Origin of the sequence: Nocardia sp. NPDC049526, from assembly GCF_044465765.1 — a bacterium.
Lineage (GTDB): Bacteria > Actinomycetota > Actinomycetes > Mycobacteriales > Mycobacteriaceae > Nocardia.
Map to the genome: position 1 here is coordinate 33893 of NZ_JBITMA010000005.1, position 12699 is coordinate 46591.

The window sequence follows — 12699 nt, forward strand, 5'->3', positions numbered from 1 at the left end:
TGCACTCCAGGGCATTTCGCCGGGTCTCAGAGCACCGTCAACCCGTGCGGACGCTGGTTCATCGACTCGCAGCCGTCCTCGGTGACCACGACGATGTCCTCGATGCGTGCGCCCCAATCGCCCCGGAAGTAGATGCCGGGTTCGATGCTGAAGGCCATGCCGGGTTCCAGGACCAGGCTGTTGCCTTCGACGATGTAGGGCTCCTCGTGGACCGAGAGGCCGATGCCGTGGCCGGTGCGGTGGACGAAGGCGGGGCCGAAACCGGCTTCGGTCAACAGGTTTCGCGCTGCGGCGTCGACCGATTCGGCGGTGACACCGGGGCGGACGGCGGCGACGGCGGCAGCTTGGGCGCGCTCGAGTTCCCCGAATTGTGTGGCCACGGTGGACTTGGGCGCACCGAGGACGTAGGTGCGGGTCGAATCCGAGTAGTAGCCGGGGTCGACCGGGCCGCCGATATCGATCACCACCACATCGCCGGCTTCGATGCGACGATCGGAGACGCCGTGGTGCGGGTCGGCGCCGTGCGGTCCGCTGCCGACGATGACGAATGCCGCGTCGGTGTGCCCCTCCTCGACGATCGCCGCCGAAATATCAGCGCCGACCTCGGCCTCGGTGCGCCCGACGCGCAGGAATTCACCCATCCGCGCATGTACCCGGTCGATGGCTGCGCCCGCACGCCGCAGCGCCTCGATTTCGGCCTGGTCCTTGATCATTCGCAGTTCCCGCAGCACCGGCGTGGCCGAAGTGGGCAGTCCACTGACGGATTCGGCCAGCGGCAGCAGATGCAATGCGGGCATGACATCGGTGACCGCGACCCGGGAGCCCACGTGCAGCGACGACTTCACGAGCTGATACGGATCCACGCCGTCGACCCAATCCAGCACCTGCAGACCGAGTTCACCCGCAGCCGAACCCTCCAGCGAGGCCAGTTCGAGCTTCGGGATCACCACCGAGGGGGTGGCGCCATCGGCCGTGATCACCAGACAAGTCAGTCGCTCGAAGGACTCCGCCGCCGAGCCGATGAGATAGCGCAGATCTGGCCCCGGCGTGATCAATAGTGCGTCCAGATGAGCGGCGCGCATCAACTGCACCGCCCGCTCGAGTCGATCACCGTAGACATCCGCCGCGAATCGGGACTCCGTGTGCGAGCTCATACCGTGCGACGTTACCCGCCCCCGACATCAACCAGAATACGAATACCGATCACCCGAGGTTGTCGTTGCGGACAGGTAGCCTCAGCGGCGTGAACACTGCGACTTCCGGTGGGCCCCTGCTGTTGCTCGATGGCGCGAGCCTGTGGTTCCGCGCGTTCCACGCGATTCCGGAGAAGATCACCGCACCCGACGGCCGATCGGTGAACGCCCTGCGCGGCTTCACCGATATGGTCGCCTCGCTCATCACCAAACACAAGCCGAGCCGGTTGGTTGTCTGCCTGGACCTGGATTGGCGCCCCGCATTCCGGGTGGCGCTGGTGCCGACCTACAAGACCCACCGTCTCGACACCACCGCCGATTCGGCACCCGGCGCCGAGGACGTGCCGGACACCTTGACTCCACAGGTCGAGATGATCCTCGAGGTGCTCGCTGCGGCGGGCATCGCCACCGGCGGCGCGATCGGACTCGAGGCCGACGACGTGCTCGGCACCCTGGCCACCCGCGAGCACACCGATCCGGTGGTGGTCGTCAGCGGCGACCGCGACCTGCTCCAACTCGTCCGCGACGATCCGGCACCGCCGGTGCGCGTGCTCTACGCCGGTCGCGGATTGGCCAAGGCCGAATTGTTCGGCCCCGCCGAGGTATCCGCGAAATACGGTGTGCCACTGGAGAATGCGGGCCCGGCCTATGCGGATATGGCGACCCTGCGCGGCGACTCCTCCGACGGCTTGCCCGGCGTCGCAGGTATCGGCGAGAAATCCGCCGCGATGCTCATCTCCCGCTTCAGCTCCCTCGACGCGCTCACCGCGGCCGTGGACGACCCCGCAGCCGATATGGCCCAGGGCATCCGCGCCAAACTCCGCGCCGCCGAGACCTACCTGAAGGCCGCCGCCCCGGTCACCCGCGTGGTCTGTGACGCCGATGTGGAGCTGTCCTGCCCCGACACCCTGCCGACAACCCCCGCCGACCCGGACCACCTCCGCGAACTGGCCACCGCCTACAACGCGGAAAGCCCCATCACCCGCCTGATCGCGGCACTGACCGCAGCACACTCGGCGTGACCGCACCGATCGTCACGCACAAGCACGAGGCCTCGCATACCCAGTAGCGACCTCGCATTCGCATAGGTTGCTGCAGGTTGTGCGAGGCCGTCAATACCTCTGCGCCACCACGCGAACAGCTCGGCGGCGCGCCGCCACGAATCCTGAGCGGCGGCTTCGTCGTACGGCTCCCGGCCGGGGAAGTAGAAAGCGTGCTTCGCGCCCACCCGACCGCTCGATCGACAAGAGCCGGGAACAAGGGCCCGGCACCGCCGTATTCGACTCAGCAGTTGGACCTACCCGGGCAGAAGCTGATCGCCGCGCAACGTACCCCCGCTCGCCCGCAATGCCCGCGCAGCGGGGCCGCCCCACCGACGCCCGCTCGCCGACCTGCCGACCGAAGAACCCGTCAGTTCGGGCGGCCGACCTCGTAGGTTCCGTCGTCCTTGGTGATCTTGACGGTGACCTTCTTCTGCTCACCGCTGACCTTCAGATCACAGGTGAAGGTCGCGTCGACCTTGACCTGCTGGCCCGAGGGGCAGGAGACATCGGCGACGTCCTGGATTCCGTAGGAATCCGAGAGCACCTTCTTGACGCCGTCCTGAACGGCGGCCTGATCGAGCTCGTCCTTGCTGGTCAGCACGAGCACCAGCGCCACGATGGCACCGACGACGGCGAGCGCGAGCACACCTAGGCCGATGAACAGGCCCTTGCTCTTGCCGCCGCTGCTCGGCTGCGGGGTCTGCTGCTGCCACGGCTGCTGCTGGCCCTGCTGCCAGGGCTGTTGTCCCTGCTGCGCCGACCAGTCCTGCTGGGTCGGCTGCTGCCCCCACTGCGGCTGACTCGGCTGGCTGGGCTGGGGCTGGCCCCACTGCGGCTGGCTGGGCTGGCTCTGCGGATTCGGCTGACCCCACTGCGGCTGACTGGGCTGGCTCTGCGGATTCGGCTGACCCCACTGCGGCTGCTGCTGCGCGCTCGGATCGCCCCACTGCTGGGTCGGCTGCGCCTGCGGGGTGCCACCCCACTGCTGGGTCGGCCCGGCTGCACCGGGTGCCTGCTGTCCGCCCCACTGCTGGGTGGGATCATTGCGTCCCTCCCCGGGACCAGGGGCGTCGTTCGGTCCGTACGGGCCGCTCATCTGGTTGCCTCCACTCGCATCGTTATACACACGGTAGCCCCCCGCGTGAGACTCGTCGCACAACAGGACCGATCCGGTATGAGGTGCGATCCTGTCCGACTCCTCCGCCACGGTCGGTACGCGAAAGAAATCAAATCACAATCGAATCGGCTACGCGGCGTCCACGGCTACGACACCCCGTCGGATCGCGCGTACGGCCTTGGCCGCGGTCCCGGCGACCTCCACATCGTCGGCGGTTCCGTGGATCTGGTCGAGCAGATCGATCACCTGTCGGCACCACCGCACGAAATCGCCCGCGGACAGCGGCGCGTTCTGATCACCGCTGGCCAGCAACGACTCGGCCAACCCATCGCCGCGCGCCCATTTGTAAACACCTGTCACGAAACCGAGATCCGGTTCACGGGTGGGCGGCAGCTTGTGCCGTGCCTCATCGGAGCGCAACTCACCCCACACCCCGACGGTCGTGCCGACGGCACGGCGAATCGGTTCGGTCGGCCCGCTGGCGCCGAGATAGCCGCCCTCCTGGCGGGATTCGTACACCAGAATCGAAACCACCGCCGCCAATTCGGCCGGACCGAGCCCGCGCCACAGTCCCTGCCGCAGACATTCGGCGACCAGCAGATCACTTTCGGCGTAGATCCTGGCCAGCCGCCGTCCATCGGCGGTCACTTCGCCCGCGTCCACGAACCCGCGCTCCTCGAGCAGGCCGAGGATCCGGTCGAAGGTGCGCGCCAGCGAATTGGTGGTCGCGGCAACCTTCTGGCGCATCGTTTCGGTCTCGCGAAGCAGCCGGTTATAGCGCTCGCCCACCCGGCTCATCTGCTCGCGATCGGGCCGGGTGTGCGCCGGATGCGAACGCAGACTGCGCCGCAATGTCGACAGCTCGCGGTCCTCGCCCCCCTGCGAACGGTCACCGCGCCGCGGCCGGCCCGGCGCCGAGATCCCGGTGCTGCGCAACGCCGACGCCAGATCGCGCCGAGTCCGTGCTGTGCGGTGATCGATCTTGCGTGGCAGCCGCATATGCCCCAGCGTCTTGGCAGGGACCGGGAAATCGGCGACCGATACCCGACCCGCCCACTTGTCCTCGGTCAGTACCAGCGGACGCGGATCCCCCGGCGTGGCATCCGGCTCCAGAATCACCGCGAGCCCGGCCCGCCGCCCGGATGGAATGGCCACCACGTCGCCGCGCCGCAGGGAGACCAGCGCGTCGACCGCGGCACCGCGCCGATCGGCCCGACCCTGCTGCGCGATCTGACGTTCCCGCTGCTTGATCCGCTCGCGCAGGGAGATATATTCCAGGAACCCGCCGTCCTCGCCACCGAGTTGATCGCGCAACTTACGCAACTGCCCCTCGTTGCGCTCGATCCCGCGCACCAGCCCCACCACCGATCGGTCGGCCTGGAACTGCGCGAAAGACCGCTCCAGTAGTGCCCGCGACTCGTCCGCGCCCATCCGATCGATCAGATTGATCGACATGTTGTACCCCGGCCGGAACGAACTGCGCAGCGGATAGGTACGGGTGGATGCAAGACCGGCGACCGCACTGGTGTCGACCTCGGGCTGCCACAGCACCACCGCATGGCCCTCGACATCGATCCCGCGCCGCCCGGCCCGACCCGTGAGCTGCGTGTACTCCCCAGGCGTCAGCTCGGCGTGCGACTCGCCGTTGTACTTGACAAGCCGCTCGAGCACCACCGTCCGCGCGGGCATATTGATGCCCAAAGCCAGTGTCTCCGTGGCGAATACGGCCCGCACCAGACCGCGCACGAACAATTCCTCGACGGTATGCCGGAAGGCGGGCAGCATGCCCGCGTGATGTGCAGCCAGGCCGCGATGCAGCGCCTCGCGCCACTCCCAGTAGCCGAGCACCTCCAGATCGCCCTTGGGCAGATCCCCGGTGTGCTTCTCGATGATCGCGTCGATCTCTTCGGTCTCGTCGTCCCGGCGGTATTTACCGACCCCGTCGGCTCCGCCGACTACCGTCCCCCTGAGATCCAGTCGCGAACGCAGACACTGAGCAAGCGCCGCATCGCATCCGGCCCGGCTGAAGATGAAGGTGATCGCGGGCAGCAGGCCTTCGTCATCGAGCTTGGCCAGCACCTCCGGCCGCGGCAACGGCCGGAAGTTGCGGTTGCCACCCCGACCGCGCGGTCCACCCCAGCCGTTCATCCGGTCCGCCGCCTCGCGGTGGCGGATATAGCGCACCAGATCCTCGTCGACGAGCACCTTCTGCTCGCTGGAGTTGGTATCGAACAGATCGAACATCCGCCGCCCGACCATGACGTGCTGCCACAGCGGCACCGGGCGAGTCTCGTCGACGACCACCGCGGTATCGCCGCGCACGGTTTCCATCCACGCGCCGAATTCCTCGGCATTGCTGACCGTCGCGGACAGGCTGACCAGCCGCACATCCGGCGGCAGATGCAGGATGACCTCCTCCCAGACCGCGCCGCGGAAGCGGTCGGCGAGGTAGTGCACCTCGTCCATCACCACATACGACAGTCCGCGCAGCGCGTCCGAGGAGGCGTAGAGCATATTGCGCAGCACCTCGGTGGTCATCACGACCACGGGTGCGTCCGGGTTGATCGACTGGTCACCGGTGAGCAGTCCGACCTGGTCGCGCCCGTACCGCTCGGTCAGGTCGGCGAACTTCTGGTTCGACAGCGCTTTGATCGGTGTGGTGTAGAAACACTTTCCGCCCGCTGCCAACGCGAGATGCACCGCGAACTCGCCGACAACGGTCTTACCGGCGCCGGTCGGGGCACAGACCAGCACGCTGTGCCCGCCCTCGAGGGCTTTGCAGGCATTGCGCTGGAAGGGATCCAACCCGAAAGTCAGCTCGGCGGAGAACTTTGCCAGCTCGCCCGCCTGCGACTGGTGATACGTCACGGTCAGAGGGTATCGGAGTAGTCCGACACGGGTCGCGCCGATTTCTCCGGGGGCTCCATGATCGAATCGGCGGGGTTGATCGGCTCGGGACCGGAGATCGTGGAGGCTTCCTCATCCGCAAGCGCCGCCAATTCCTCGGCCTCCCGACGTGCGCGCCGCTTGTCGTTGATCCGGGAGAACTGGATTGCGACCTCGAACAGCACCGTCAGAGCCAGCGCCAAGGCCAGCATGGAGAACGGATCCTGCGGGGTCACGATCGCGGCGAAGACGAAGAGCCCGAAGACGATTCCGCGCCGCCACTTGGCGAGCTTGTCGTAGTGCAGCACCCCGACCAGATTCAATCCGACTACCAGCAGCGGGATTTCGAAGCTGACACCGAAAATGACGAGCAGCTGGATGATGAAGCTGAAGTATTGCGTACCGCTCAGCGCGGTGATCTGCGCGTTGTTGCCGATGTTCAGCAGGAAGCTCAACGCGTGTGCGACAACCCAATACGCGAGTACGGCGCCGGTCACGAACAGCGCGCTACCGGAGGTGACGAAGCCGACCGCGTACTTGCGTTCCTTCGCGTACAGACCGGGCGTGATGAAGGCCCAGATCTGATACAGCCACACCGGCGCGGCCAGCACCACGCCCGCCGTCATACCGACCTTCAACCGCAGCATGAACTGCTCGAAGGGCGCGGTCGCCAGCAGGCGGCAGGCGCCGTCGGTGGTGAGCACAGCTCGCGAGGAGGCGGGCAGGGAACAGTAGGGTCCGGTCAGCAGCGAACCCAGGCTTTCGATGCCGAAGATCGTGTGCGCATACCAGAAGAAGCCGAACAGCGTGGTGACGACGACCGCGGCGATCGAGATCAGCAGCCGACGGCGCAGCTCTTGCAGATGCTCGACCAACGACATGGTGCCGTCGGGATTCGTCCTGCGCTTACTGCGCCGGGGATCGAACGGGATTCGCATGGTGGTGTGTTGGCCCCTGGGGTCGACGGTGCCCGCAGCGGTCGGCGGGCAACAGCACTAGGCCCGGAGCGAGTTCGCTACTCACCCCGGCGGCAAGGCTGGGCTCAGAGCGACTTCGGCTGGGCCTGGGGCTCGGCCTGCGGCTGCGCGACCGTCGGCTGGACCGCCGAGGCCTGTGGCAGTTCGGCGGCCGGTTGCTGTACCGGTGCTGCACTTGCCTGTGCGCTGCTGCTCTCGTTCTGCATCTGGCTGACTTCGCTCTTGAAGATGCGCAGCGAGCGGCCCAGGCTGCGGGCGGCATCGGGCATACGCTTCGCGCCGAAGAACATCACGAAGACCGCGGCGATGATCAGCCAGTGCCAGATGCTCAGACTGCCCATAATTAAACCTCCAAAGAATGTGGTAGCTCCGATGCTACCGGACTATGACATGCGAGAACCCCCGCGTCGGTGCGCGTTCGCTGTGCGTTCAACTGCACCCGTACGACACGAAGTTCGCGGCCCGCGGCGCTCGAGGACGTCCCACCGCTAGCGACTGCCTGCAGGTCGCTCGAAACGGTCGGCCGATCGCAGTTGCTCCAACAGTTCCGGTCCGGTCCAGTCGCGACGATCGCCGTGTTCGGCGGCGACGATCAGTTCGATGAGTCGCTGATTGACCGGTGTCGGCAGCCCCACCATCGCGCCGAGGCTCACGATCTCCCCGCACAACCAGGAGATTTCGGTCTTGCGACCGAGTTCGAGGTCATCGGCCATGGACGAGCGCGCCTCCGGATCGATGGCCAGCACACTCGCGGCCACCCGGCGGAAAATCCCGTCCGGAACGGTCAGTAGCCGGGCCATCCATTCCGGCGGCAGCGGCGTCAGCCGGGCGGGGCGAATTCGCGCCCTGTGCATCGCGGCCAGCGCTTCGCGCTGGGTGAGGGCCAGGCACCGTCGGAAGTCGCGATCGGACAGTTCCTCGCGCAGCGGCCTGCCGGACAGCGCATTGATCGGGTTGTTGAGGTTCAGCAGCAGCTTCGCCCATTGCACCGGCAGCAGGTCCGGGTACCGCCGCAGTGCTAGACCAGCCCGCGCGAATACGTCGGTGAACTGTGCGAGCGCCGGATCGTCCTGCACCGCCAGCCCACCCTCGGTGCCGCGATGGAACCGGCCGTCGGGCTGGTGCACGACGTTGAACATCACCATGCCGGCCAGCACCACGCAGGTGGGCAGGATCTCGCGGATCACCGCGTCATTGCCGATCCCGTTCTGCAGGCTCAGCACCAGGGTGCCGGGGCGGATCTTGCCGTCGAGATCGCGCACGGCCGCCGCGGTCGCCGCCGACTTCACCGTGACCAGCACCAGATCGGCGGACCCGACATCCTCCGGCGTGGTCGACACCCGCACCGCATCCCCCGCCACCGTGACGTCACCGCCGTCGAGGTCGGTGAGCCGCAGCCCGGATGCGCTGATCTCGTCCAGTACCCGCTGCCGGCCGACGAATGTGACATCGGCGCCGGCCGCCGCCAGCTTTCCACCGACAAAGGACCCGATACTTCCGGCGCCCAAGACCAGCACCCGAGCAGGTGCCACCACCTCACTCACGCCGTTCCAGCCTCTGTGCGATTCATCTGGTCTCCAGGAAACCGGCCGCTTCGTATGCGGCCAGCGCGGCGTTCGAGCGTTCACGCACCGCGGTGATCAATTCGGGTGGGCCGAGCACCGTGACACCGGAACCGAAGCCGAGCAGCAGCCGCGCCATCCAGTCCATGGTGGCGAAGCGCATGGTCGTCTCGATGCTGCCGTCCGGGTGCACCGCCATCCGATGCATCGGGTATTGATCGAGCACCCAACCGTAATCGCCGCGAATGCGCAAGCGCGCCAACGGAACCGCGGGATCGTCCTGGAACAGGTCGAGCGCGGCCGCCTCCTCGGTCGCATGGCTCGGCGGCCGGGCGGGCTCGTCGAGTTCGGTGGCCGCCTCGATCCGATCGAAGCGGAACAGTCGCACGCCCTCGGCCTCGCGACACCAGGCCTGCAGGTAACTGTTGTTGTCCACCAGGACAATACGAATGGGATCGACGACACGCTCGGATACGACATCGCGACTCGCCGAGTAATAGACCAGGCGCAGCGCGCGCTGGCGGGCCAGCGCGGAACGCACTGTCGAGACCGCCGGCGCCTCGGTCGGCAGGTGTGCGCGGGCCTCGTCGACGGTCTTGCCGCCGACAATGGCCGATTCCAGTTTGGCGATCGCCGCATGCGCCGCGGTCGGATCGACCATGCCCGGCATATCCACGATCGAGCGCAGCGCCACCAGCAATGCGGTCGCCTCGGTGGAGGTCAACCGCAGCGGCCGGTCGATGCCCGCCGAGAAGGTGACTTCGATGCTCTCCTCGGAGAACGACAGGTCGATCAGGTCGCCCGGCCCGTAACCGGGTAGGCCGCACATCCACAGCTGGTTGAGATCGCTCATCAACTGCTTGGTGGTCACGCCGAGATCGGCGGCGGCTTCGGCGGCACTGATCCCCGGATTCGCGATGAAGTACGGAATCATGTTCAGCAGCCGTGAGAGCCGAACCGAAAGTCGACTGCGCTCGGCCGTGCCTGTCGTTCGCTCGCGATGCTCGGCTGTGCCCACTTTTCGCTCGCTGCGCTCGCTCATGCGGTGACCTCCGTGTGGTCGAAGACCGAACGCAATCGCGCCACCACATCCGCACGCAGTTCCTCCGGTGCGAGCACCACGGCATCCGGACCGAGTCCGGTGATCAAGCGCGCCAACCAATCTCGGGATCGGATGGGCAATTCGACGACTACGCCGTGGCGTTCGCCGATGGTGCGCTCTTCCAGCACGGGTCCGAGTCGGCGGATCTCGCGGCCGTGACCGTCGGCCACCCACACCGTCGCGGTGCCGGTCACCGGGGCGCTGCCGGTGACGGTCCCGACGATCTCCCGCAGATCCACGCCCTCGGGCTTGCCGACCGCATTGGGCGGGCCATAGGCGGTCACATCGTCGCCGATGCGCGACAGCCGGAAGCTGCGGACCGCATCCCGGTTCCGATCGTGCCCGACCAGATACCAGCGACCGTTGTGGGTGACTACACCCCACGGCTCCACATCACGCATGACATACGGCTCGTTGATCGCACCCCGATGTTCGAACCGCACCGCCTGACCGGCATCGATCGCGGCCAGCAGCTTGCCGAGCACCGCATCCGAGCCACGGGTGCGCGCGGGGACCGCGGGCACCGAGGCCACCGCGGCATCGGTCTCGACGTGGATCCCCGCCGCACGCAACTTCAACAGCGCGCCCTCGGCCGCGGCCGCCAGCTCCGGCGACTCCCACATCTGCACCGCGACCGCGACCGCCGCCGCTTCCTCGCTGGTCAGATCGATATCGGGTAGTTCGTAGGCGTCACGGTTGATCCGATAGCCCTCCACCGTCGAATATCGGCTGACCTGCCCGACCTCCAAGGGAATCCCCAGGTCACGCAGCTCGTTCTTATCGCGCTCGAACATTCGACTGAACGCCTCGTCGCTGGCCGAATCCTCGTACCCCGCGACGCTGTCCCGAATCCGCTCCGCGGTCAGGAATTGCCGGGTCGACAGCAGCGCGATGACCAGATTCATCAGCCGCTCGACCTTGGATATCGCCACTCGACACAGGGTAATCGGCCGCCCGCCGCGACCGCGCGTCGGCGCGCGATTCACCGCATTCCGCTTCGCGCGCGGCCATCATGGAACCATGATCATCGCGTTCTCAGTCACTCCGCTCGGCGAGGGCGTCGACGTCGGCCGAGCCGTCGCCGAGGCCGTCCGCATCGTGCGAGCCAGTGGTCTGCCCAATCGCACCGACGCCATGTTCACCACGATCGAAGGCGAATGGGACGAGGTCATGGCCGTGGTCAAAGCCGCGACCGACGCCATCCTCGCCACAGCTCCCCGCTGCAGCCTCGTCCTCAAAGCCGATATCCGTCCAGGCGTCACCGATGCCATGACCTCGAAGGTCGAGACCGTCGAGCGCTACCTCGCCGAGGAGTAGCGCTTACATCGAGGCGATCAGCCGATCCACTCGTTCGTCGACAGAGCGGAACGGGTCCTTGCACAAGACCGTGCGCTGGGCTTGGTCGTTCAGCTTGAGGTGCACCCAGTCGACGGTGAAGTCACGGCCCGCTTCCTGGGCGGCGGTGATGAAATCGCCGCGCAGTTTGGCGCGAGTGGTCTGCGGTGGGGTGTCCACGGCGGCGTCGACGGCCTCGTCCTCGGTGACGCGCTTGGCCAGACCCTTGCGCTGCAGCAGGTCGAAGACGCCGCGGCCGCGCTTGATGTCGTGGTAGGCCAAATCGAGTTGGGCGATCTTGGGATCGGACAGCTCCATGCCGTAGCGGTCCTGGTAGCGCTGGAAGAGCTTGCGCTTGATCACCCAGTCGACCTCGGTGTCGACCTTGGCGAAGTCCTGCGCCTCTACCGCGTCCAGGGTGCGGCCCCACAGATCGACGACCTGGTCGATATTGGGGTCGCGGTCACGGTTGCGCAGGTGCTCGACGGCGCGGGCGTAGTACTCCCGCTGGATGTCGAGCGCACTCGCCTGGCGGCCGCCTGCGAGCCGGACCGGACGACGACCGGTCAGGTCGTGGCTGACCTCGCGAATGGCGCGGATCGGGTTGTCCAGGGCGAAATCGCGGAACGAGACGCCCGCCTCGATCATCTCCAGCACCAGCGCCGCCGTGCCGACCTTCAGCATGGTGGTGGTCTCGGACATATTCGAGTCGCCGACGATCACATGCAGACGCCGGTACTTCTCCGCATCGGCATGCGGCTCGTCGCGGGTGTTGATGATCGGGCGCGAGCGGGTGGTCGCCGAGGAGACGCCCTCCCAGATGTGCTCGGCACGCTGGGACAGGCAGAACGTGGCCGCCTTCGGCGTCTGCAGCACCTTGCCCGCACCGCAGATCAGCTGACGCGTGACCAGGAACGGCAGCAGCACATCCGAAATCCGGGAGAACTCGCCCGCCCGCACGACGAGGAAGTTCTCGTGGCAGCCGTAGGAGTTGCCCGCGGAGTCGGTGTTGTTCTTGAACAGGTAGATGTCGCCGCCGATGCCTTCCTCCGCGAGGCGCTGTTCGGCGTCGATCAGCAACTCCTCCAGCACGCGCTCACCAGCCCGGTCGTGAGTGACCAGCTGCGCCAAGTTGTCGCACTCTGCGGTGGCGTACTCCGGATGCGACCCGACATCGAGGTAGAGCCGAGCACCGTTGCGGAGGAACACGTTAGAGCTACGGCCCCAGGAAACTACCCGGCGGAACAAATACCGGGCCACCTCGTCGGGGCTGAGCCGACGGTGTCCGTGGAAGGTGCACGTCACACCGAATTCGGTCTCGATCCCCATGATTCGTCGCTGCACACTATCGACATTACAGCCATGTCATGTACTCGCGTGGGGCTGCGGACAACCCCGGTGCATACGTCTTCACAACGATTTCGCACGTGAGCGAAATGTTCGGCGGAAAACCACCGGCCGAAACGAAGGCCCTTCCGATGCAT

Annotated in this window: 12 protein-coding genes; 2 read left to right on the forward strand and 10 right to left on the reverse strand. The window is 66.9% G+C overall.

What is annotated here, in order from left to right:
• Positions 1-26: 26 nt before the first annotated feature.
• Positions 27-1154: a M24 family metallopeptidase gene (locus tag ACIBW7_RS16685; RefSeq protein ID WP_397047123.1), complete on the reverse strand. Its 1128-nt coding sequence runs from the start codon at positions 1152-1154 to the stop codon at positions 27-29.
• Positions 1155-1243: 89 nt separating this feature from the next.
• Here ACIBW7_RS16685 and ACIBW7_RS16690 point away from each other — a divergent pair, with 89 nt between their 5' ends.
• Positions 1244-2215: a 5'-3' exonuclease H3TH domain-containing protein gene (locus ACIBW7_RS16690; protein ID WP_397047124.1), complete on the forward strand. Its 972-nt coding sequence runs from the start codon at positions 1244-1246 to the stop codon at positions 2213-2215.
• Here ACIBW7_RS16690 and ACIBW7_RS16695 read toward each other — a convergent pair.
• From ACIBW7_RS16695 to ACIBW7_RS16730, 8 genes are all read right to left on the reverse strand, one after another.
• Positions 2152-2421 carry a dienelactone hydrolase family protein gene (locus tag ACIBW7_RS16695; protein WP_397047125.1) on the reverse strand — a complete coding sequence of 90 codons (270 nt, stop codon included), beginning with the start codon at positions 2419-2421 and terminating at the stop codon, positions 2152-2154. The two genes, ACIBW7_RS16690 and ACIBW7_RS16695, sit on opposite strands and share 64 nt — an antisense overlap.
• A 182-nt stretch (positions 2422-2603) precedes the next feature.
• A complete protein-coding gene (locus ACIBW7_RS16700; RefSeq protein WP_397047126.1) occupies positions 2604-3332 on the reverse strand; it encodes a DUF4333 domain-containing protein in 729 nt (242 codons plus the stop codon).
• Positions 3333-3482: 150 nt separating this feature from the next.
• Complete coding sequence (locus ACIBW7_RS16705; protein ID WP_397048126.1) at positions 3483-6227, reverse strand: DEAD/DEAH box helicase; 2745 nt, start codon at positions 6225-6227, stop codon at positions 3483-3485.
• Complete coding sequence (tatC, locus tag ACIBW7_RS16710; RefSeq protein WP_397047127.1) at positions 6224-7177, reverse strand: twin-arginine translocase subunit TatC; 954 nt, start codon at positions 7175-7177, stop codon at positions 6224-6226. The genes ACIBW7_RS16705 and tatC overlap by 4 nt, the downstream gene beginning before the upstream one ends.
• 104 nt (positions 7178-7281) lie before the next feature.
• Positions 7282-7557, reverse strand: a complete 276-nt coding sequence (gene tatA / locus ACIBW7_RS16715; protein WP_040691476.1) for a Sec-independent protein translocase subunit TatA — start codon at positions 7555-7557, stop codon at positions 7282-7284.
• A 147-nt stretch (positions 7558-7704) separates the two neighbouring features.
• Positions 7705-8760 carry a 2-dehydropantoate 2-reductase gene (locus ACIBW7_RS16720; protein WP_397047128.1) on the reverse strand — a complete coding sequence of 352 codons (1056 nt, stop codon included), beginning with the start codon at positions 8758-8760 and terminating at the stop codon, positions 7705-7707.
• 22 nt (positions 8761-8782) lie between these two features.
• Positions 8783-9712, reverse strand: coding sequence for a helix-turn-helix transcriptional regulator (locus ACIBW7_RS16725; RefSeq protein ID WP_397048128.1), 930 nt, complete (start codon positions 9710-9712; stop codon positions 8783-8785).
• A 104-nt stretch (positions 9713-9816) separates the two neighbouring features.
• Positions 9817-10812 (reverse strand): helix-turn-helix transcriptional regulator, encoded by a 996-nt coding sequence (locus ACIBW7_RS16730; protein WP_397047129.1) that lies wholly within the window; start codon positions 10810-10812, stop codon positions 9817-9819.
• Positions 10813-10900: 88 nt separating this feature from the next.
• On the opposite strand from ACIBW7_RS16730, the gene ACIBW7_RS16735 reads away from it, so the two are divergent.
• Positions 10901-11197 (forward strand): MTH1187 family thiamine-binding protein, encoded by a 297-nt coding sequence (locus tag ACIBW7_RS16735; RefSeq protein WP_357477863.1) that lies wholly within the window; start codon positions 10901-10903, stop codon positions 11195-11197.
• Positions 11198-11200: 3 nt separating this feature from the next.
• On the opposite strand, the gene pafA is transcribed toward ACIBW7_RS16735, so the two are convergent.
• Positions 11201-12559: a Pup--protein ligase gene (pafA, locus tag ACIBW7_RS16740; protein ID WP_218007602.1), complete on the reverse strand. Its 1359-nt coding sequence runs from the start codon at positions 12557-12559 to the stop codon at positions 11201-11203.
• Between the last annotated feature and the right edge of the window lie 140 nt (positions 12560-12699).